General features: G+C 71.8%; 19 protein-coding genes. 10 read left to right on the top strand and 9 right to left on the bottom strand.

Annotated elements, in window-relative coordinates; genetic code table 11:
* Window positions 1-218: 218 nt before the first annotated feature.
* A complete protein-coding gene (locus tag ACFZA0_RS34285; RefSeq protein WP_391024270.1) occupies window positions 219-791 on the bottom strand; it encodes a hypothetical protein in 573 nt (190 codons plus the stop codon).
* A 143-nt stretch (window positions 792-934) separates the two neighbouring features.
* A complete protein-coding gene (locus tag ACFZA0_RS34280; protein ID WP_391024269.1) occupies window positions 935-1,372 on the bottom strand; it encodes a hypothetical protein in 438 nt (145 codons plus the stop codon).
* A 591-nt stretch (window positions 1,373-1,963) separates the two neighbouring features.
* On the opposite strand from ACFZA0_RS34280, the gene hemL reads away from it, so the two are divergent.
* From hemL to ccsB, 6 genes are all read left to right on the top strand, one after another.
* Window positions 1,964-3,283, top strand: coding sequence for a glutamate-1-semialdehyde 2,1-aminomutase (hemL, locus tag ACFZA0_RS34275; RefSeq protein ID WP_391024268.1), 1,320 nt, complete (start codon window positions 1,964-1,966; stop codon window positions 3,281-3,283).
* On the top strand, window positions 3,280-3,984 hold the full coding sequence (locus ACFZA0_RS34270; protein WP_391024266.1) for a histidine phosphatase family protein: 705 nt from the start codon (window positions 3,280-3,282) through the stop codon (window positions 3,982-3,984). Before hemL ends, ACFZA0_RS34270 begins: the two co-directional genes overlap by 4 nt.
* A 117-nt stretch (window positions 3,985-4,101) precedes the next feature.
* On the top strand, window positions 4,102-4,743 hold the full coding sequence (locus tag ACFZA0_RS34265) for a redoxin family protein (protein WP_391024264.1): 642 nt from the start codon (window positions 4,102-4,104) through the stop codon (window positions 4,741-4,743).
* A gap of 6 nt (window positions 4,744-4,749) precedes the next feature.
* The gene (locus tag ACFZA0_RS34260; protein ID WP_391024262.1) at window positions 4,750-5,502 is read left to right on the top strand and encodes a cytochrome c biogenesis protein CcdA; all 753 of its coding nucleotides are present in this window, start codon (window positions 4,750-4,752) and stop codon (window positions 5,500-5,502) included.
* A gap of 3 nt (window positions 5,503-5,505) precedes the next feature.
* Window positions 5,506-7,335, top strand: coding sequence for a cytochrome c biogenesis protein ResB (locus ACFZA0_RS34255; protein ID WP_391024260.1), 1,830 nt, complete (start codon window positions 5,506-5,508; stop codon window positions 7,333-7,335).
* Window positions 7,332-8,441 carry a c-type cytochrome biogenesis protein CcsB gene (gene ccsB, locus ACFZA0_RS34250; protein ID WP_391024258.1) on the top strand — a complete coding sequence of 370 codons (1,110 nt, stop codon included), beginning with the start codon at window positions 7,332-7,334 and terminating at the stop codon, window positions 8,439-8,441. Before ACFZA0_RS34255 ends, ccsB begins: the two co-directional genes overlap by 4 nt.
* Before the next feature lie 105 nt (window positions 8,442-8,546).
* Here ccsB and ACFZA0_RS34245 read toward each other — a convergent pair whose 3' ends face one another.
* From ACFZA0_RS34245 to ACFZA0_RS34230, 4 genes are all read right to left on the bottom strand, one after another.
* Complete coding sequence (locus tag ACFZA0_RS34245) at window positions 8,547-10,118, bottom strand: hypothetical protein (RefSeq protein WP_391024256.1); 1,572 nt, start codon at window positions 10,116-10,118, stop codon at window positions 8,547-8,549.
* Entirely contained in the window at window positions 10,115-12,280 is a 2,166-nt protein-coding gene (locus tag ACFZA0_RS34240) for a hypothetical protein (RefSeq protein WP_391024254.1), read from the bottom strand. Before ACFZA0_RS34240 ends, ACFZA0_RS34245 begins: the two co-directional genes overlap by 4 nt.
* A 249-nt stretch (window positions 12,281-12,529) precedes the next feature.
* Window positions 12,530-13,540: a 2-oxoglutarate and iron-dependent oxygenase domain-containing protein gene (locus tag ACFZA0_RS34235; protein WP_391024252.1), complete on the bottom strand. Its 1,011-nt coding sequence runs from the start codon at window positions 13,538-13,540 to the stop codon at window positions 12,530-12,532.
* Window positions 13,533-14,006 (bottom strand): deaminase, encoded by a 474-nt coding sequence (locus ACFZA0_RS34230; RefSeq protein ID WP_391024250.1) that lies wholly within the window; start codon window positions 14,004-14,006, stop codon window positions 13,533-13,535. The genes ACFZA0_RS34235 and ACFZA0_RS34230 overlap by 8 nt, the downstream gene beginning before the upstream one ends.
* Window positions 14,007-14,155: 149 nt before the next feature.
* On the opposite strand from ACFZA0_RS34230, the gene ACFZA0_RS34225 reads away from it, so the two are divergent.
* Both ACFZA0_RS34225 and ACFZA0_RS34220 read left to right on the top strand, forming a co-directional pair.
* Window positions 14,156-15,442: a PucR family transcriptional regulator ligand-binding domain-containing protein gene (locus ACFZA0_RS34225; protein WP_391024249.1), complete on the top strand. Its 1,287-nt coding sequence runs from the start codon at window positions 14,156-14,158 to the stop codon at window positions 15,440-15,442.
* 141 nt (window positions 15,443-15,583) lie between these two features.
* A complete protein-coding gene (locus tag ACFZA0_RS34220) occupies window positions 15,584-16,351 on the top strand; it encodes a CDP-alcohol phosphatidyltransferase family protein (protein WP_391024248.1) in 768 nt (255 codons plus the stop codon).
* Window positions 16,352-16,453: 102 nt separating this feature from the next.
* Here ACFZA0_RS34220 and ACFZA0_RS34215 read toward each other — a convergent pair whose 3' ends face one another.
* Window positions 16,454-17,248, bottom strand: a complete 795-nt coding sequence (locus ACFZA0_RS34215; protein WP_391024246.1) for a hypothetical protein — start codon at window positions 17,246-17,248, stop codon at window positions 16,454-16,456.
* A gap of 206 nt (window positions 17,249-17,454) precedes the next feature.
* Here ACFZA0_RS34215 and ACFZA0_RS34210 point away from each other — a divergent pair, with 206 nt between their 5' ends.
* Together ACFZA0_RS34210 and ACFZA0_RS34205 are read left to right on the top strand one after the other, a co-directional pair.
* Window positions 17,455-17,847, top strand: a complete 393-nt coding sequence (locus tag ACFZA0_RS34210; protein WP_391024245.1) for a peptidoglycan-binding protein — start codon at window positions 17,455-17,457, stop codon at window positions 17,845-17,847.
* A gap of 331 nt (window positions 17,848-18,178) precedes the next feature.
* The gene (locus ACFZA0_RS34205; protein WP_391024244.1) at window positions 18,179-19,132 is read left to right on the top strand and encodes a hypothetical protein; all 954 of its coding nucleotides are present in this window, start codon (window positions 18,179-18,181) and stop codon (window positions 19,130-19,132) included.
* A 79-nt stretch (window positions 19,133-19,211) separates the two neighbouring features.
* Here the strand turns inward: ACFZA0_RS34205 and ACFZA0_RS34200 are convergent, their stop codons facing one another.
* Window positions 19,212-19,790 carry a hypothetical protein gene (locus ACFZA0_RS34200; protein WP_391024242.1) on the bottom strand — a complete coding sequence of 193 codons (579 nt, stop codon included), beginning with the start codon at window positions 19,788-19,790 and terminating at the stop codon, window positions 19,212-19,214.
* 119 nt (window positions 19,791-19,909) lie between these two features.
* Window positions 19,910-20,101 carry a hypothetical protein gene (locus tag ACFZA0_RS34195; RefSeq protein ID WP_391024240.1) on the bottom strand — a complete coding sequence of 64 codons (192 nt, stop codon included), beginning with the start codon at window positions 20,099-20,101 and terminating at the stop codon, window positions 19,910-19,912.
* Window positions 20,102-20,296 lie beyond the last annotated feature (195 nt).

Raw genomic sequence — 20,296 nt, 5'->3', positions numbered from 1 at the left:
GTCGCGACGTGGGGGTGGACGCGCAACTGGGCCCGGGTAAGGGGTGTTGACCGGTACCGTCCCTTCCGATGCTACGGAGGAGGAGTTCCGCGCCCAAGCGCCCGGACCGGACCAATCGGGTCCCCGCCCCTCCCATACTCCTGGTAACAAGGGTGACCGGAGATCCTTTAACGACCCGTTAAGCCGCTCTTAAGGGCGGGACCGAAAGCCTTTCCGCCTCAAGGCGATTCGCCCTCCGCCTCGCGCGGCGAAGTGCGCTCCTGCCAGCCGTCCAGCCCTTCCCGCACCCTCTCCCCGGCGGCCCGGCCGCCGAGCGCCGCAATCTGGCGGACGAGGTTCTCGTAGTGCGGCAGAAATGCCGCACCGGCTCCCGCCGGCAGGTGCTGACGCCGGAACTCCCGTTCCGCCAGGATGCAGTCCCGCATCTTGTCCCAGACCTGCACGATCTGCGTCGACATGGTGCCGATCACCACTTCCCGGCGGACCAGGCCGTGTGCGGTGAGCACTCCCATGTACTCGAAGTAGTAACAGACGTGGTAGGCGCTCTCCTGGACCTGGGGGCTCAGGTCGCCGAAGCATCCGGCCCCGCCCAGTTCCGATTCCGGCGTGGAGAGCAACCTCTGTACGTGCTCACGGAAAACCTGTGACCGGAACTCCCGGAACGTCTCGGCCGCCACCGGAAGCGCAAGGGCGTCCTCCGCGAGCCGCGCGCTTCTGCGCGCCTGCCAGATGGTCGCCGCCACGGCGAGTGTCGCGATGAAGACCGAAGCGAATGCGGTGACCGCGTCCATTCTGAGCCGCCCCCCGGAGCCCCTCGCACACGTGGCCTCCAGAGTGCTCCCGCCGCACGCGGCTGTCGAGACGTGCAAGTCCGTCCCGCGACGCAAGAGGGCGGAGCCCGAAAGCTCCGCCCGGTACCCCGTGTTCAGCGCGCCTACGGCCAGACCAGGCAGTACGCCTGGTGTCCCGCCTCGTGCAGCCGGTGGCTGAAATCCTGCCATTCGTGCAGGAGTTGGTACACGTTGAACGCGTCCCTCGGGCCGCCCCGGTCCGGGACCGTCGACCAGATGAACGCCGCCGCGCCGACCGCCTCCTCGCCGATGCCGCGCAGGGGGTCGACCACCGTCATCGGGAGCTTCACGACCGCGTAGTCCGGGTGCAGGACGACCAGTTCGAGCGGCGGGACGCGGTTGAGGGGGACACCCTCTATGCCGGTGAGGACCATCGCGGCCATCGTCTCCGGCTTGATCTTGGTGAACATGCCGTTCATGCCGAGCTCGTCGCCGCCGAGTTCCTCGGGGCGCATCGAGATCGGGACGCGGGCCGCCGTCGCGCCGTCGGGCGCACCGAAGTATTTGTAGGTCACCCCCACCCGACCACCATTCCCGCTCCGCGTCCCCAGTCGGTCAATACGGTTCCCGAGTCTCTCCGACTCACCCGGTAGCCCGCGTGTCTGCCGTGCCTCGGCCTCCTCCGCCTCGCGTCGGTGCTTTCCCCGCCGGGCACGCCGAGGACCCAGGTCGTCAGTCCCCTCGCCCAGTCCGCCACCGCGATGCATATCTCCACCCGACTGCTTTTCTAGGACGCGTGGCCCCGCCGCGCAACCCGATCATCGTGTCAGTGACCTCCCCCACGGCCGCCCGCCGAAACGTACGCCGATTTTTCGGTCCGCGGGATGCCACGAGGCCCTCCGGTACGTCGGCCCGCGTCGCCCCCTGTGCGACGCCCCTCCGCAACGCCCCTCACGCAACGGCTCTTTGTGCCGTCCGTCCGTACCGCGCCCAGTTTCGCAGATGGGCGCCCGCGTCACCGACCGATCGCGGAGCGCGGTCGGGACGGCGTCCGGGCGGTGGGGGACGGGCGGCGGAGGGAGGTCTTCCACCCGTCGCCGTCCGCGGGCGCTGGCCTACCCTGAGGGGGTCCCAGCCAACCGGAGTCCGAGAAGTCGGAGAAGTCGCAGGTCATGAGCGAACTGCCATATCCCTACGAAGCACCCGTGTCGCAGGCTCTTTTCGACCGTGCGACCGCCGTCACACCGGGGGGCGTGAACTCACCGGTGCGCGCCTTCCGGGCCGTGGGCGGCACGCCACGGTTCATGGTGTCCGGCGCCGGCGCCCACCTCACGGACGCGGACGGACGCGAGTACGTCGACCTCGTCTGCTCCTGGGGGCCGATGATCCTCGGCCACTCCCACCCCGAGGTGATCGCCGCCGTCCAGGACGCCGTCTCGCGCGGCACGTCTTTCGGCACGCCCGGCGAGGGCGAGGTCGCGCTCGCCGAGGAGATGGTCGCCCGCGTCGCGCCCCTGGAGCAGGTCCGCCTGGTCTCCAGCGGCACCGAGGCCACCATGTCCGCCATCCGTCTGGCCCGCGGCTTCACGCGGCGCTCGAAGGTGCTGAAGTTCGCCGGCTGCTACCACGGTCACGTCGACTCCCTTCTCGCGTCCGCCGGTTCGGGCGTCGCCACCTTCGCGCTGCCCGACACCCCGGGCGTGACCGGGGCGCAGGCCGGCGACACCATCGTCGTGCCGTACAACGACCTGGAGGCGGTGCGCACCGCGTTCGCCGCGCACCCCGGCGAGATCGCCTGCGTGATCACCGAGGCGTCCCCCGGCAACATGGGCGTCGTCCCGCCGCTGCCCGGCTTCAACCAGGGTCTGAAGGACCTCTGCGCGAGCAACGGCGCCCTCTACGTATCCGACGAGGTCATGACCGGCTTCCGCACCAGCCGCGCCGGCTGGTTCGGCGTCGACGGTGTCGTGCCCGACCTGATGACCTTCGGCAAGGTGATGGGCGGCGGCTTCCCCGCCGCGGCCTTCGGCGGCCGGGCCGACGTGATGGCGCACCTCGCGCCCGCCGGCCCCGTCTACCAGGCGGGCACGCTCTCCGGGAACCCGGTCGCGACCGCCGCCGGCCTCGCGCAGCTGCGGCTGCTCGACGCCGCCGCGTACGAGAAGGTGGACGCCGCCTCGCTCCGGATCCGGACGCTGGTGTCCGAGGCGCTGTCCAAGGAGGGCGTCGTGCACACCGTGCAGAACGCCTCCAACATGTTCTCCGTCTTCTTCACGGACCGCCCGGTCCACAACTACGAGGACGCGAAGGCCCAGGAGTCGTTCCGCTTCACGGCCTTCTTCCACGCGATGCTGGAGAACGGCGTGTACCTGCCGCCGTCCTCCTTCGAGTCGTGGTTCGTGTCCACCGCTCACGACGAGCGTGTGGTCCAGCGGATCGCCGACGCCCTCCCGGCGGCGGCCCGAGCGGCGGCGGAGGCCACGGCGGCATGAGTACTCCCGGCAACGGCAAGAGCGGCGAGAGCGACCTGACCGTCGTCCACGTCATGCGGCACGGCGAGGTCCACAACCCCGAGGGCGTGCTCTACGGGCGCCTCGACGGCTACCACCTGTCCGACCTCGGGCGGCAGATGGCCGAGCGGGTCGCCGAGCACCTCGCGCCGCGCGACATCACGTACGTCGTCGCCTCCCCGCTGGAGCGGGCGCAGGAGACGGCGACGCCCATCGCCAAGTCGCACGGGCTCGACCTCGCCTCCGACGAGCGTCTGCTGGAGGCGGAGAACGTCTTCCAGGGCAAGACCTTCGGCGTCGGCGACGGCGCGCTCCAGCGGCCCGCCAACTGGAAGCACCTCGTCAACCCGTTCCGGCCGTCGTGGGGCGAGCCGTACGTCGACCAGGTCGTGCGCATGATGGCCGCCCTGGACGCGGCGAAGGACCGGGCGCGCGGCCACGAAGCGGTCGTCGTCAGCCACCAGTTGCCGATCTGGACCCTGCGTTCGTACGTGGAGCGGCGCCGCCTGTGGCACGACCCGCGCAAGCGGCAGTGCACGCTCGCCTCGCTGACGACGTTCACCTACCGCGGCGACAAGATCGTCTCGGTCGGCTACTCCGAGCCCGCGCGCGACCTCGTCCCGGCCCATCTGCGGGCCGGCGCCAAGCCGGTGAAGGGCAAGAGCAAGGCGTTCGGGGCGTAACCGGGACCCGGCCCCTCCCCTCCCGGGCGGACCGCCTGAAATGCGGCGCTCCGCCCGGCTCTCCGCCCGGGAGGGGGGTGGGCAAGATCCCCAGAACGGGCATGCGAAACTTTTCACATGAGTGCCGCCAGCAGCGCCCCCGCGCGCTCGAACCGCACGTACCGCACGTCCCGTGTCCGCAGCCGAGCCGTCCTGCTCGGGGCGGTGACCGCCGTCGCGGCGCTCGTGCTCTCCGCGTGCGGTTCCGGAGGGACGTCCGGGGGATCGGGCAACACCAACTTCATCACCGGCGCCGACGGCATCTCGACCGTCAAGAAGAGTGACCGGGAGTCCGCGCCCGACCTGTCCGGCAGGACCATCGACGGCAAGTCGCTGGACACCGCCGACTACAAGGGCAAGGTCGTCGTCCTGAACGTCTGGGGCTCCTGGTGCTCGCCGTGCCGGGCCGAGGCGCCCAACATGGTCGCGGTCGCCAAGTCCATGGCGGGCAAGGACGTCCAGTTCGTCGGCATAAACACGCGGGACACCAGCACGTCCCCGGCCGTCGCCTTCGAGAAGAAGTACGGCGTGACCTACCCGAGCCTCTACGACCCGACGGGCAAGCTGCTCCTCCGCTTCAAGAAGGGCACGCTCAACCCGCAGGCGATCCCGAGCACGATCATCATCGACCGCGACGGCAGGATCGCGGCCCGCACGCTCCAGGCGCTCAGCGAGAGCAAACTGCGCGAGATGCTCGACCCGGTCGTCGAGGAGAAGTGACCTGACGTGCTGCTTGCCGACCCCAACCAGACGGTGCTCAACGGGGCCCTGGTGCTCGCGCTGCCCGTCGCCGTGCTCGGCGGGCTCGTCTCGTTCTTCTCGCCGTGCGTGCTGCCCCTGGTCCCCGGCTACCTGTCCTACGTGACCGGCGTCACCGGCGCGGACCTCGAAGAGGCGCGCCGGGGGCGGATGGCGGCGGGTGCCTCGCTGTTCGTGCTGGGCTTCACCGCCGTGTTCGTCAGCGGCGGGGCACTGTTCGGCTACTTCGGGCAGACGTTGCAGGAGTACAACGGCGTTCTGACCAAGGTGCTCGGCGTCCTGATGATCGCGCTGGGCATCTTCTTCATGGGGTTGATGCCCTGGCTGACCCAGCGCGAGTACCGCTTCCACCGGCGCCCTGCCACCGGCCTGATAGGGGCGCCGCTGCTGGGCGCGCTGTTCGGGATCGGCTGGACGCCGTGCATCGGGCCGACCCTCGCCTCCGTCATCGCGCTCTCGACGACCCAGGCGGGCGCGGGCCGCGGCGCGATACTGACCGTCGCCTACTGCCTGGGCCTCGGCGTGCCGTTCGTGCTCGCCGCGGTCGCGTTCCGCAAGGCGCTCGGCGCCTTCGGCTGGGTCAAGCGCCACTACGTGTGGGTGATGCGCGTCGGCGGCACGATGATGATCGTGACCGGTGTGCTCCTGTTGACAGGTGCTTGGGACAGTCTGGTGCAGTCCATGCAGACATGGTCCAACGGTTTCTCTGTGGGGATCTGATCGATGAGCAAGACCACGGCCGGCGACACCGCGGCCAGCAAGCCCACGACCGGGACCGCCGACGGCCCGCCCGCGGACGAGAACGACCTCGGGGCGGCCGGCTCGCAACTGTCCACCGCCCCGGTCGAGTCGACGGCCGTGCCGGGCTCCTTCGGCGGCATGCGCGCGCCGGGGGTCTGGGGCTGGGCCGCCTGGACCGGCCGTGAGGCGCTGGGCTGGTTCCGCTGGTTCTGGCGGCAGTTGACGTCGATGCGGGTGGCGCTGCTGCTGCTGTTCCTGCTGTCGATGGGCGCGGTCCCCGGTTCGCTGATCCCGCAGACCGGGACCGACGCGACGAAGGTCCAGGACTTCGAGGACGCCCACAAGACGCTGGCGCCGGTCTACGAGAAGCTCGGGCTGTTCCACGTCTACAGCTCGGTGTGGTTCTCGGCGATCTACATCCTGCTGTTCATCTCGCTCATCGGCTGCATCGTGCCGCGCACCTGGCAGTTCGTCGGGCAGATGCGCAGCCGTCCGCCGGGCGCCCCCAAGCGCCTGAACCGGCTGCCCGCGTACACGACGTGGCGCACGGAGGCCTCCCCGGACGAGGTCCGGAACCTCGCGATGCGGGAGCTGAAGCGGCGCCGGTTCCGGGCGCACGTCTCGGGCGACGCGGTCGCCGCGGAGAAGGGCTACCTGCGCGAGACGGGCAACCTGCTCTTCCACATCGCGCTGATCGTGCTGCTGGTGGCGTTCGGCTGGGGCCAGTTGTTCAAGTCCGAGGGCGACAAGCTGGTCGTCGAGGGCGACGGCTTCTCCAACACGCTGACCCAGTACGACGACTTCAAGTCGGGCAACCTCTTCAGCGACGACGACCTCGTGCCGTTCAGCTTCAACCTGAAGAAGTTCACCGGTACCTACGAGCGCAACGGCCCCGAGAAGGGCACGCCGCGCACGTACCAGGCGGACATCACGTACAGCGTGGGCGCCGAGGGGAAGACCAAGAAGACCACCGTCAAGGTGAACGAGCCGCTGGAGATCGGCAGCGCGAAGGTCTACCTGGTCAGCCACGGCTACGCCCCCACGGTCACCGTCCGCGACGCGAAGGGCAAGGTGGTCTACCACCAGGCCGTCGCGCTGCTCCCGATCGACTCCAACGAGACGTCGCAGGGCGCGATCAAGGTCATGGACGGCTACACGAACGCGCAGGGCAAGGCCGAACAGCTCGGCTTCGCCGCGTTCTTCGTGCCGACGTTCGCGGGAGCGGGCAGCGGCACGATGTTCTCCCAGTTCCCGGCGCTCGACAATCCCGTGCTGGCGATCACCGGTTACCACGGTGACCTGGGCGTCGACTCGGGTCTGCCGCAGAACGTCTACCAGCTCGACACGTCCCACCTGACGCAGTACAAGGACGCCAAGGGCACGGCGGTCAAGGCCCGGCTCAAGCCCGGCCAGACCATGAAGCTGCCGAACGGCCAGGGCTCGATCACCTTCGACAAGAACATCGAGGAGTGGGCCGGCTTCCAGGTCGTCCAGCAGCCCGGCGGCGAATGGGCGCTGGCCGGCGCCCTCACCGCGATCCTCGGCCTCGCGGCCTCCCTGTTCATCCAGCGCCGCCGTGTCTGGGTGCGCGCCGTCACCGGCGACGACGGCGTGACCGTCGTCGAGATGGCCGGTCTCGGGCGCAGCGAGTCCGCGCGGCTGCCCGAGGAACTCGGCGAACTGGCCGGGCGCGTGCACGACGAGGCGCCCACGAAGAACGACGATCCCACCCCAGATCCGGACGACGCCGACCCCTCCCCGGAGCCGGGCGCCGACACCCCCGTACCTGCCGAAGGGGCTGAGACGGCATGATTCTCGCCGCCACGACCAACGAACATCTGGCCAACCTCAGCAACACGCTGATCTACTCCGCGATGGCCGTCTACACGCTGGCCTTCTTCGCCTACATCCTCGAATGGATCTTCGGCAGCCGCAGCAAGGTGGCGCGCACCGCCAACGCGCTCACCGGCTCCACCGCCAAGGGCGCCGCGGGGGCCAAGGCCGCCGCGAAGGCGGCGGCCCCGGCCGTGACCGTGCAGCAGGGCGGTTCCACGACCGTCCTGGAGCGGCCGAAGGTGGTCGTGCGCTCCGCCTCCGGCTCGCGTGACGTGCCGGACGGTCCCGGCGCCCACGGCGACGACGAGCAGGGCGACCTGTTCGGGCGGATCGCGGTCTCGCTGACCGTCCTCGCCTTCCTCGTCGAGTTCGCCGGCGTGCTCGCCCGCGCCCTGTCGGTGCAGCGGGCGCCGTGGGGCAACATGTACGAGTTCAACATCACGTTCTCGACGGTCGCCGTCGCCGTGTACCTGGTGTTCCTGCTGCTGAAGAAGAACATCCGCTGGCTGGGCCTGCCGCTGGTCACGACGGTCCTGCTGGACCTCGGCCTCGCGGTCACCGTGCTCTACACGGCGAGCGACCAGCTCGTCCCGGCGCTGCACTCGTACTGGCTGTACATCCACGTCTCCACGGCGATCTTCTGCGGCGCGGTGTTCTACGTGGGCGCGGTCGCGACGATCATGTACCTCTTCAAGGACTCCTACGAGAACAAGCTGGAGTCCGGCGGCACGCCCGGCCGCTTCGCGACCTCGGTGCTCGAACGCCTTCCCTCGTCGGCGTCGCTCGACAAGTTCGCCTACCGGATCAACGCTGCGGTCTTCCCGCTGTGGACGTTCACGATCATCGCGGGCTCGATCTGGGCGGGCAAGGCGTGGGGCCGGTACTGGGGCTGGGACCCCAAGGAGACCTGGTCCTTCATCACGTGGGTCGCGTACGCGTGCTACCTGCACGCCCGCGCCACGGCCGGCTGGAAGGGCCGCAAGGCCGCCTACCTGGCGATGATCGCCTTCGGCTGCTGGCTGTTCAACTACTACGGCGTCAACATCTTCGTCTCGGGCAAGCACTCGTACGCCGGAGTCTGACCCGCGCCGCACACGCCGAAGGGCCGGTGGCCGCAGTCCCGTTGGGACTGCGGCCACCGGCCCTTCGGCGTGCCCCCGCCCAACCCCGCGCGGACACCGCCGTGTTCACTGCGGCGGGAGGCACTCCTTCGACGGGGGACGGCCCTTCGGCCAGGCGATCTGGACGAAGCGGGGCGTGCCCCGCGCGGTGAGTTCGACGATCGGGACGGCCTTGTCGTACGGGTTGCCGTGGGCGTCCAGGCAGATCCAGCCGCTCGCTCCGGCCACCCGCAGCGAGCCCTTGACCTGCGGCCACTGGAGGCCGACGTCCGTGAGCGCCGGGTAGGAGCGGCCCGAGGGGGTGGCCTGGCGGACGGCGTGGACCGCGAGCTGGACCGCGTCGTAGCCGATGATCAGCTGGCCGTCGTCGAGCGGGGCCGGGCCGATCGGGCCGACGGGCTTGGCCGCGGCGGCGGTCACCAGATCGTCCAGGACGCCCGCGTCGGCCGCCGAACCGCCGGTCGCGGGCGTCTTCCCGGTGCGCGCCGTCCAGGCGTCGGGGTGGGCAAGTGCCGTGTAGCGCACGGAGACGCCGTGGGTGAGGGCGTCGCCGTCCAGCTTCTTGTCGCCGGAGAGGTACGAGCCCTCGTCGCCCGTGAGGACGGTGAACCTGCGGTCCTGGCAGCCGCGTTGGCCGAGCGCGTTCACGAACTGCCGCAACTGCACGTGCCGTCCGGCGAACAGCAGGGTGTCCGTGGTGCGTTTCGTGTCGCAGACCAGGTAGGCGATCTGCCGGAACGTGTTCGCGGTGGTGCCCTCCTCGCCCCGGTCGGCGGGCGGGGTGAACGGCTGTGCCCCGTAGGGCGATCCCTTTATCAACGCGGCGAACGAGGCCTGGAGCGTGCGCGTGTACGGGTCGCCCGGCTTGTCGTACACGAGCAGCGCGCGCCCCGCGGTCACCTTGGCGAAGGACGCGAGGGCGTCGGCCTCGTCGGTGTTGGTGGGGGAGACCCGGGCCAGACCGGGGAAGGGGTCCTTGCCGTCCTGCCCGTTGGCGAGATCGTCGGCGGTGATGGACGAGCCGACCACGGGGATGCCGAGCCGGGTGAGTTCGCGGACCGCGAGCTTGTTGTTCTCGGTGCTCTGGCCGACCCCGGTGACCGCGCGCAGCCGGTCGGGGCCCTTCGCCATCCGTTCCAGTTCGTCCACGGTGTGCCGCCAGTACGTGCCGTCCGCCCCGGGGTTGGCGAGCACCAGGCGGATCGGCGGCGTCTCGCCGTTGGAGTCGTGGTTGGCGTGGTACTGCGCGAGGTAGGCGCCCTGGAGTTCGTGCCGCACGTCCGAGGCCAGGCCGCTGTCGGTCGTGGTGAACGGCTCCAGCACGGCGACCGTCACGTACGTGCCGGACTTCCCGGACATCGCCCCGGCGTTCTCGGCGCGGATGCGGTCGACGACGTCGGCGAGGCCCGGCTGCCCGTAGGCGTACGGGCCGGTGGCGACGCCCACGCACTCGTCGCCGTCGTCGACGCGCTCGACACCGGCCGCGCACGACGGGTCGTCGCGGGTGAGCGCGCGGACGCCGACGACCACGCCGGCCACCAGGACGAGGACGGTCGCCAGGGCGAGGTAGCGGTAGAGGGGGATCTCCCACACCGTTCCGCGCAGCCACCCCCCGGCTCGCTGGAACCCTCTCCTCACGCGTCCCCCTCGGGTGTGTCGGCGTCACCGGGACCGGCACCGGCGCGCGGTGTGCACAGCGGGCGGCCGGCCAGCGCGTTGGCGGGCCAGTCCCGCGAGGCCCGCCACAGGAGTTCGTTGCCGGCGGGCCGCAGGTCGGAGAGCCGCTCCAGTTCGAACCGCAGCCGGTCGCAGACGTCCGGGTCGGGCAGCACGAGCGGGTCGGCGGCCTGCCAGGCGGCGTGCAGCAGCCGCCGTACGCGCAGGTGCAGGGCGGGGTCCGCGCCCGGCGGCGGCCGGACCGCGCTGTCGGCGCGGCCCAGGGCGACGGCGGCCCGCCGGTCGTCGTGCCCGGCGAAGTCCTGTCCCGTCGCGTCGTGCGCGTGGAAGTAGGGCGCCGAGGTGAGGAAGCAGAGGGTGTCGAGCCAGTCGCGCGGGTCGAGCACGGTGAACGTGTCGCGCAGGTGCGCCACCGCCGACTCCGTGTCGCCCAGGGCGAGTTCGTGGTAGAGCCGGTGCCGGGTGTCGGCCGTCGTCGGCGGTGGTGTGCCGTCGCCGGTGTCCTCGGGCGTGTAGTGCCGGATCAGGGTCTCGTGGGTCTCGCGCCACTTGCCGTGGTCGGCGGGCCGGTGGTGCAGCCGCAGCAGGAGCAGCGCGCGGACGAACGGGTCGCCCACGAAGTGCCCGGGGGCGGCGGGCAGTCCCTCGTCGGCGAGCAGCGCTTCGAGGGCGCGGACGCGGGAGGGGCCGACGTCGTCCGGGAGGAGGGCGGCGGCGAGCGCGCACGCGGAGTCGTGGTCGTGGGCCGCGGCCAGCACGGTCAGTTCGTCGAGGTGGTCGGCCGGCACGAGGCGGTCGAGGAGTTCGAGGTGGGCGGGGCGGCCGTCGTCGGGCTGGTCCTCGGTGAGGACGACGCGCGCGGTGAGCAGCGAGGCCAGGGACCCGGCCCGGCCCGGGTGCTGGCGGGCGGTGCGGGCGAGCAGGTCGATGCCGAGCGGGTTGCCGCCGGTCAGCCGGTGCACGGCGTGCGGCAGCCGGGGCGGCACCTCGGCGCCCTCGCAGACGGCACCGACGATGTGCAGGGTGTCGTCGGCGGACAGCGGGGTCAGCGTCACCACCAGCGCGCGCGACGACGGGGAGGTGCCGGGCTCCCACGCGGTGCGCCGGGCGACGTCGGGCAGCGTGCGCCGCACCGCGTTGCGCAGCGGTGGGCGGCCGGTGCCGCGCACGGCGGCGACGAACACGACCTGGTCGGCCATCCCCTCGGCGCGGTCGCGCAGCACGGCGTCGAGCAGGCCGGGGCCCGGTCCGGCGCCCGCGTTGTCGAGCAGGACGAGTGGCCGGCCCAGACGGGTCAGGTGGGACATGCGGCCCGCGTAGGCGTCGGCGAGGTCGGCGAGCAGGGCCCGCACGAGGTAGCGCTCGGCGTGCTCGCGGGAGGTGCCCCCGGCCCGGAAGTGCGCGGACAGCAGGATCAGTCCGCGTTTCGCGTTGCCGCCCGCGTTGGGGTAACTCCGGTACCAGGTCGACTCCTTGAGCTGCCGCCTGCGCACGAACCCCTCGGTGAGGGACTCCAGGGTGGCCTCGATGGCGGCGGCCACGAACGGGTCCTGGTTGCTGGCGGCGGCGACCACCTTGGCGGCCACCTTGCCCGCCCAGCGGCTCGCGAAGTGGGTGAGCCGGGCGTTGCCCTCGTTGAGCAGCAGGATGCGTTCCAGCTCGCGCCTGATGCGCGCCGAGTCCGCGTGCCGCCAGTCGCCCGCGATGACCGCGACCAGGCCCGACATGAGCCGCGGGAACGCGACCCGGCCCGCCGCCTTCACCGGGTGCGTGAGCTGCTCCGCGACGACCAGCAGCGCCTGCCACAGGGGCGACCACGACTCGGCGCCCTGCCCGCCCGGCGGTTCGGCGAACCGGGGGTCCGCGCAGTCGACCAGCGCGAGCGGCGTGTGGCCGAGGGCCTCGCCCTTGCGGGTGTCCTCCTGGTACGCGTGCCACAGCTCTTCGAGCACCGCGGTCTTGCCGAGCCCGTGGCCCCCGGCCAGCACCAGCAACGGTGGCGTGCCCGCGTGTTCGAGCGGTGTGGCGCGCATCTGGTGCGGGCGCAGCCCGACCAGCCTCGGTACGAGACCGGGCGGCCCGGTGTCGAACAGCGCACCCCGCCCGTGCAGCCCTGCGTGCACCGCATCCCCCCGAGCGGTCCGATCCCGTCGTGCTGCTGACGATGTGTATCAACACCAGTGTAGGAAGGGGGGATTGATTCGGACCAGAGCGCAGGGTGTCCGTTGGGTTACGAAGCGAGACGGTTGTCGACCGGCCGCCGACCGGTGCCGGGCGGCCGGGGACCGGACCCGACCGCCGGTGCGGCCGACGGGAAACGGAGTGCCGACCGGAACCGGAGTGCCGTGGGGCACTCCGGGGGCCGGGCGTGGTCAGCCGACGGTGATCGAGTCCAGTTTCTCCCGCAGGTACACGTGCGAGTCCACCGTCTCGTACGTCACCCGGCCCACCGGCGCGGGCACCGACTCGACCGGGGTGCCGGGGGTGCACTCGCCGAAGTAGACCAGCGACATCAGTTCCTCCGCGGGCTCGTCCGCGGGCGGCGGCAGGACGCGGTGCCGGCCCGAGCGCCAGCGGTCGCCCGTCCAACGGGCCATCAGGTCACCGATGTTGATGGTGAACGCCTCGGGGTCGAAGGGCGCGTCCTCCCAGCCGCCCTCGTCGGTGAAGACCTGGAGGCCGCCCTTGCCGGCCTGCCGGTCCAGGATCGTCACCGTGCCGAAGTCGGTGTGCGGGCCGATGCGGAACTGGCCGGGCCGCGGCGCGCCGGTCACCTCGGTGCCCGGGTACCAGTTGATGTTGAAGCCGTACGTGGGGTGGTCCATGTGGCGGCTGAAGAAGTCGGGTTCGAGGCCCAGCGCCTCGCCGAGCAACTCCAGCAGGTGCTTCTCCAGTTCGCCCATCCGCGCCAGGTACTCCTCGCACAGCGCGCGCAGTTCGGGCACCTCGCCCGGGAACACGTTGGGCGCGTACCACTCGGCGTTGACCTCGGGGTCGTCGAACGGCTCGTCCGTCGCGAAGGTCAGCGACTCCTTGAGGTCGGGCGGGGTCTCGGTGCCCTCGGAGTAGCCGTTGGCCTCGGCGCCGGGGCCGAGCCAGCCGCGTCCGCCGACCTTCGCCGAGTAGCGCGCCTTCACGGCGGGCGGCAGGGCGAAGAACGTACGGGCCGCCTCCCGCACGCGGACGCGCAGGCCGGGGTCGACTCCGTGGCCGGTCACCAGCAGGAACCCGGCGGTCTTCAGCGCCTCGTCGACGGTGCGGGCGATCTCCGCGCGGGCCGCCGCGTCCCCGGAGACCCAGGGCCGCAGATCGACGGTGGGGACGCGCGGGGCGGCCGAAGTGGCCGCCGCCGCGGAGTTGTTGGGGGCGTGGGTGTCATTCACCGATGTCCTCGTTCCACAGGGCGGGGTTCCGGGCGATGAAGTCACGCATCAGGGCGGTGCATTCGGCGTCGTCGAGCAGCACGATCTCCACGCCGTGCTCCGCCAGCCAGTCGTGGCCGCCGTGGAAGGTGGCGGCCTCGCCGACCACCACCCGCGAGATGCCGAACTGCCGCACCAGACCGGAGCAGTACCAGCACGGCGACAGCGTCGTCACCATCGTCGTGCCCCGGTACGAGCGCTGCCGGCCCGCCCGCCGGAAGGCGTCCGTCTCCGCGTGCACGGAGGGGTCGCCGTCCTGGACGCGCCGGTTGTGGCCGCGCCCGAGCAGGGTGCCGTCGGCGCCGTAGAGGGCGGCCCCGATGGGGATGCCGCCCTCGGCGAGCCCGGCGCGGGCCTCCTCGACGGCGGTGGCGAGCCACGTACGTGCCCGTGCGGGCGACAGTGCTTGCGAAGGTCCCTGATCCATGTCCTCACTCTCCTCGCCCTCACTCTGCTGTGGCCGAAACACGAGGGCAACGTGCGGAAAGTACTCTCCGGGCAGCCCGCCGCAGGACGAACTGTCCGCGCCCGTGCCCCCGCCCACGCCGGTGCCGGCGTCAGTGACCAGGAGGCCCCGTGCCCGCTCTCACCCTCCGCGAGGTCCTGGCCCTGGACCCCGTCCGCGCGGCCGAACCCGAACTCCTCGCCGGACACGGCGCCTTGGACCGCCCGGTCCGCTGGGTGCACTCCAGCGAGGTCTACGAGGGCGCCAACTTCCTCGACGGCGGCGAACTCCTGCTCACCAACGGCTTCGGCCTGTCCGACACCGACGACGCCACCCGGCGCCGGTACGTGCGCGAACTCGCCGCCCGGGGCGCGGCCGGACTCGCGGTCGAGGTGGGCCGCGCACTGCCCAGCCTGCCGCCGGAGGTGGCCGACGAGGCCCGGCGCCTGGACCTGCCGCTGGTCGCCCTGCACCGGGTCGTCCCCTTCGTGCGCATCACCGAGGCCGCGAACCGCGCGATTGTCGCCCGCGGGCTCTCCGGGCGCGGTGCCGTACGGCCCTGGGGCGACCGGGACCACGACCACGCCGCCGCCCTGCTCGCCGACCTCGCCGACCGGCAGGCCCTCAACCAGCCCGAGGTGGAGGCGCGGGCCGCCCTCGCCGGTTTCCACCCCGCCCCCGGCGCCCGCCTCGTCGGCGTCTCCGCGCACGGCACGCGGGACACCGGGACGGTCGACCGGGCGGCACGGCTGCTCGGCGGCTCGGGGGTGCTGCGCGCCGCGTTCCCCGGCGACCTGCTCGCCCTGCTCGCGCTGCCGGGCCCCGCGTCCGCCCGGACGGGAACTCCGCGCGACCCGGTGCGCGCGGTGCAGGACGCGTTCCGCGCGGCGGCCGAGCCCGGTACCACCGTCGCCGTCGGGCACGTCGTCCCGGCGGGCAGCGGCTGGCTGCGCTGGAGCGACACGCTGCGCGCCGCGCGCACCACCCTGGAGCTGGCGCTGACCGTCCCGGCGGCCGAACCCTCGGTGCACGAGGGCCCGTTGGTGACGTCCTCGCGCGCCCTCGCCCTCGAACGGGAACTGACCCGGGGCGGCGTCGACGCCAACCGCGAACGCCTGGCCCGGCTCGTGCAGCACACCCTCGGCCCGCTCCTGGACTGGGAGGCCGCGCACCCCAGCGACCTCGTACGCACCCTGGAGGTCCACCTGCGCCACGGCTGCTCCCCGACCCGCACCGCCGCCCTGCTGCACATCGGCCGGCAGTCGCTCTACCAGCGGCTGGAACGCATCGAGTCGCTGCTCGGCCTGGAGATCGACGACCCCGACCTGCTCGGTGAACTGCTCGCCGCGGCCTGCGCGCAGCGGGTGGTGCGCGGCAACGGCCCGGCGGCGGCGGGCGGCCTGCGGTCGGCTGCCTGAGCCCCCGGCGGGAAGGGCTGCGCGTCCCTGATGTGAACGGCGGTCGAACACCTCTGTAACCTGGGCCGATCATCGCCGCGTCGGCGGCAGTTGGGCCCCTGTAGGTCGAAGCCCGGGAGCCCCTGGGTGGGAGGAACGGTCATGGTTGCCGCACCGGTACTGGAGGAGCTGCGGGAGGTGTGCCAGCCGCAGGCGAAGCTGGCGAGCCGCAACGGCGAGCACTGGGCGGGCCGCATCTACATGCGCCGCGTCTCCCTGCGTACGACCCGCCACCTGGTGCGCACGCCGGTCACCCCGGACCAGCTCACCTGGACCATGGTGGTCTGCGGCATCGCCTCCGGCGCGGCCCTGCTGATCCCGGGTCTGGCGGGCGCGGTCCTCGCGGTCGTCCTCATGCAGCTCTTCCTCCTCTTCGACTGCGTCGACGGCGAGGTCGCCCGCTGGAAGGGCCAGAACAGCGCGGCCGGCATCTACGTCGACCGCCTGGGCGCGTACCTCGCGGACGCGGCGCTGATGATCGGCATCGGCTTCCGGGCCGCCCAGAACGGCGTGGGCGGCTGGCTCTCGCTCGGCATCGTCACCGCGCTCGGCGTCGTCCTCCTCAAGGCGTCCACCGACCTCGTCGACGTGGCCCGCGCCCGCCGCGGCCTCACGGTCGCCGACGACGAGGCGACGCGTCCGCGCTCCGCGGGCGTCGCGAACGTCCGGCGCCTGGCCGCCGCGTTCAAGATCCACCGCGTGACGAACGGCATCGAGGCGTCCCTGGTCCTGCTGGCGGCCGCGATCGCGGACGTCTTCGTGGGCGGCGTCGACGTCACCCGCTGGGTCCTGATCGCCCTGGCCGCGATCACCTGGCTGATGGTCCCGGCCCACCTGCTGTCGATCCTGTCGTCGTCGCGCCTGCGCTGACGCCTGCGGCGGGCCCGCGGACGGACGTGCCGAAGGGGGTTTGTGCCCGTCCTTCCCGGGCGGGCACAAACCCCCTTCGCGTGAACTGTCGGCCGGACTCCTCTACTTGAGGACGACCGCGTCCCCGGTCGACACGATCCGGGCGGTGGTCGTGGTGCCCGGGAAGTAGTAGCGCCAGCTGCCGGACGACGTGGCGGTCACCTTGGTGCTGAGGCCGCCGGTGCTGTTCGTCCTCACCGTCTTCACGGTGGCGTAGTGCGCGGCACCCGCCTTGCGGTACTGGAGCTTGACCGTCTGCCCGGCGAAGCCGTGGTACTTCAGGTCCTCCCAGTTCGCCCGGGACAGCTTGCCGGTGACCGTGAGGGTCTTGCCCTTGGCGACCGGCTCGGGCGCCGCGTTCGTGGTCAGCCGCGAGGCCCGCTTGACCTTGTACTGGGCGATGTTGTCGTAGATCCAGTAATTGCCGTCGTTGGCCCGGACGTTGGCGTCGACCGCCCAGACCCCGGCGTCCTTGTTCTCGTCCCCGTCGGAGAAGCCGCCGATCCACGCCGGGTCCACGGTCATCGTCGCCGTGCACACGGACGTGGTGGACGACTTCTTCACGCACGACGTCCGCGTCCAGTCGATGAAGCCCCAGCCGTTGGCCCAGCTGTAGGTGCCGATGTGGCTGAGCCCCTTCACCCCGGAGTTGTCCCGGACGGTGACGGCGATCGGGAAGGTCACGACCTTCGTGGTCCCGATGTGGACGTTGTCGCCGCCGTTGACCACCGTCGACACCACACGGATGTCGCCCACTCCCTCGGCGTGGGCGCCCGTCGCCGTCACCAGCACCAGGCCGGCCGCTCCAACTCCCGCCGCCCACACGGTTCTTCGCCCTCTCCGGACCCTGCTTCCCATCTTCCCGCCCCTTGGTCGCACCGCGAAGTCGATCACGGTTTGCCGAGAGGCTACACACGTCCGGCGGACACCGCGCGGGCCGCCCGCCCTCCCCGTACCGTCCACGCCCTCCCCGTGCTTCCCGCGCCCTGACGCCGCTCCCGTGGCGCCGGGCAGGCTGTTGAGGGCCGCGCTCGACCGCGCGGCGCACGACAGGGGGAAAGACCATGTCCGTTCAATCCGCTACCGGAGTCAGGGCGCGACTGCGGGCCGTGCCGCTCGTACTGGCCGTACTGCTCGGCCTCGGCGTCGCGGGCACGGTGGCCGCGCCCGCGCAGGCCGCCGTCATCCCGGGCCGCTGCGCCTACACACCGTACGAACCGCTCACGACCTACTCGCCGCACACCTACCGGACCGCGACCAAGCAGGTGCAGTGCGAGCTGAACTGGTCGATGCGCCACACCCGGGTCGTCGTGGACGGCTACTTCGGCACGCAGACGTACCAGGCGGTGCGCCGCTTCCAGAGCTGCGCCGGCATCCAGGTCGACGGCCGGGTCGGGCCGCAGACGTGGCGCTACCTCAACGCCTGGGCGCGCTCCTCGTCCTGGCTGAATTGTTGATCCACCGCCCCCGGTAGGGGAGTTGAGGCCCGCGCGGAGCTGGGACGCCGCGCGGGCCTCGACCTGTGCGCGCGTCGACCGGCGGTGTTCCTGCCCGTCCCGCATACGGGCAGCTCACGGGCGTGCCCGCCTGGCGGGCCTCCTCGTGCGAGAGCGCTCCGGTGGCCGGGTCCCGTCCGCGAGGAACGGCGCATCCCGTCGGTACAACCATTCCCCGGGGCGACACGTCTGAGGGTGCGTGTCACAGCCCGGCCCCGGCCGGGCTTCCCAACTTGTCCGCCGGGTCGGCTCGTACCGTCAGCCGTCCCGGCGCGTCTCCCTCGGAGAAAGCATGCGTATTCGCGTTCCCGCGGCCGTCGCCGTCGCCTGCGGCGCCTTCGCACTGACCGGCGCCGTCGTGCCTGCCGCCCAGGCGGCCGACTCGGCCGGCGCCGCGCGTCCCTGGCAGCTCGCCGCTCCCGCCGCGTCGTCGGCGGGGATGTCCGCCTTCGCCGCGTCCGCGGCCTCCGCGGAGCCGTCCGCGCTGGCGGTGACCTTCTCGAACGTGAAGGTCGACAGCAGCAAGGCCGCCGTTTCCGTGGGCACGACCGCCATCGTGCACGTGCCCTACAGCTTCACGCTCACGGCGACCAACGTGAACGGGCTCTCCGACGACGACTTCTACGTCGGCCTGGACCTGTACAGGGGGTCGGCCACGTCCCCGACGGCCGACCTGTACGACGACACCACGGCGTCGTGCAGCGTGACGTCCTCCTACTCCTCGTACGAGGAGGTCATCACGACGGAGACGTGCAAGGGAAGCGTCGACATCTACCCCACGTACGACCTCGACAACGCGGACGCGGGCGGCAGTTGGCACTCGGTGGCCTGGGCCGTGAACTACAACGGCCAGAACCCCGCCGACCCGAAGGACGTCAGCAAGATCGCCGTCGCCGAGAAGACCGGGTTCCACTCTCCGGTGGTGCAGCGCCTGTCGAGGCTCACCACCAACGCCGCGCCCGAGCCCGTCAAGAAGGGCAAGACGCTCACCGCCACCGGGTCCCTCACCCGCGCGAACTGGGAGACCCACAAGTACGCCGGCTACACCGGTCAGAAGGTGCGCCTGCAGTTCCGCAAGAAGGGCTCCACCACCTACACGACCCTCAAGACCGTCACGTCCGACAGCCACGGCAACCTGAAGACGACCTACAAGGCGGCTGCCGACGGCTACTGGCGCTACTCCTTCGTCGGGACGACCACCACTCCCGCGATATCGGCCGCCGGCGACTACGTCGACGTCAAGTAGCCCCGCAACGGTGCCGTGTCCTGCGCCGTGCCGGTCCGGCCGGCGCAGGACACGGAGTCCGGGCACGACCGCCGCGGGGTCACTCGCGACGGTCGGACGATCCCGGGGTCGTCAGGGGCCGCACCGCCGGTCCGCCGGACTCCGCGGCCCCGTCGAGCAGGTCGCGCATGTGGTGCAACCGGCGCTGCCAGAGGTTGCCGCCGATGATCAGCCAGCCCACGAAGACCACCGTGACCGCCGCGAACCCGATCGTCTGCCGGAGTCCGCCCGTCGTGGCGGTGAGGGCCGTGATGCCGGCGAAGAGAAGGAAGAGGAACGCCACGGCCCACCAGCGGTGCCGTGACCGGCGCAGTCGCAGATCCACCAACTCCCGCATGGCCTCACGGCGTTCGGGTTCGGCGGGCAGCTCGCCCTCGCGCAGCTGCTTGTTCAGGGCGACGAGGCCGTCCGTCGAGCTGTTGGCCGCCCGCTTCTCGCGGGAGCGTTGCCGCAGAACGATCACGATGCCGCCCACGGACGTGGCGACGACCCGCGCCAGCACGCCCGGCAGCGAACGCCCCGGGTAGATGAGCAGCAACAGGGCCGTGGTCAGCAGCCACGACAGGGCCATCTGGAGCCAGAAGTGCCGGGCCAGTGTGTCGGAGAACCTCGCGATCACAAATATCCCCCTCCCCTCGCGCACGGTGCGCGGAGCCTTCCGGCTACCCGGGGCGCGATCTCCCAAGCGGTCGGTCCCGGCCAACGGACTTTGCTGGCAGGGCAGTTGCCTGCGGCCGCTCAGTCGGCGTCCCCGTGCCGCAGCCGTCGTCGCTCCGCGAAAAACCTGACGAGCAGGCTGAACAACGCGACGAGGAACAGGGTGGAGACCACGATGCGCGTGACGTCCCACGCGGCCGAGCCCCGGTGCCACACGGCCTGGACCAGGTTGGCGAGCCCGCACAGGCCGAGAGTCGCTCTCGCCGCGACCACCCAGCGACCTGTGTGCGACCCTCGCGTGGACTTGGCCGATGTCTGTTCCGCCTGCCGTAGAGGATCGCGACGATGATCCCGAGGACGACGAAGCCGCCGATCGCCGCGTAGGGACTCCACGAAGGGCCGTCCGGCCCGTCGCCCGCGAGAAACAGGGCGCTCGCCGTCGTCGCGTCGGTGGTCATGGCGGTTCGT

The organism is Streptomyces sp. NPDC008150 (assembly GCF_042956945.1).
Classification (GTDB): Bacteria; Actinomycetota; Actinomycetes; order Streptomycetales; family Streptomycetaceae; genus Streptomyces.
This window is presented reverse-complemented; position numbering and strand designations above follow the sequence as displayed.

Excerpts from the sequence above, each read along its gene's own strand:
- ACFZA0_RS34210 (WP_391024245.1), top strand. The coding sequence starts at position 17,455 with ATGTCCGTTCAATCCGCTACCGGAGTCAGGGCGCGACTGCGGGCCGTG.
- ACFZA0_RS34205 (WP_391024244.1), top strand. The coding sequence starts at position 18,179 with ATGCGTATTCGCGTTCCCGCGGCCGTCGCCGTCGCCTGCGGCGCCTTC.
- ccsB (WP_391024258.1), top strand. The coding sequence starts at position 7,332 with ATGATTCTCGCCGCCACGACCAACGAACATCTGGCCAACCTCAGCAAC.
- ACFZA0_RS34285 (WP_391024270.1), bottom strand. The coding sequence starts at position 791 with ATGGACGCGGTCACCGCATTCGCTTCGGTCTTCATCGCGACACTCGCC.
- ACFZA0_RS34270 (WP_391024266.1), top strand. The coding sequence starts at position 3,280 with ATGAGTACTCCCGGCAACGGCAAGAGCGGCGAGAGCGACCTGACCGTC.
- ACFZA0_RS34215 (WP_391024246.1), bottom strand. The coding sequence starts at position 17,248 with ATGGGAAGCAGGGTCCGGAGAGGGCGAAGAACCGTGTGGGCGGCGGGA.
- ACFZA0_RS34220 (WP_391024248.1), top strand. The coding sequence starts at position 15,584 with ATGGTTGCCGCACCGGTACTGGAGGAGCTGCGGGAGGTGTGCCAGCCG.
- ACFZA0_RS34255 (WP_391024260.1), top strand. The coding sequence starts at position 5,506 with ATGAGCAAGACCACGGCCGGCGACACCGCGGCCAGCAAGCCCACGACC.
- ACFZA0_RS34230 (WP_391024250.1), bottom strand. The coding sequence starts at position 14,006 with ATGGATCAGGGACCTTCGCAAGCACTGTCGCCCGCACGGGCACGTACG.
- hemL (WP_391024268.1), top strand. The coding sequence starts at position 1,964 with ATGAGCGAACTGCCATATCCCTACGAAGCACCCGTGTCGCAGGCTCTT.
- ACFZA0_RS34265 (WP_391024264.1), top strand. The coding sequence starts at position 4,102 with ATGAGTGCCGCCAGCAGCGCCCCCGCGCGCTCGAACCGCACGTACCGC.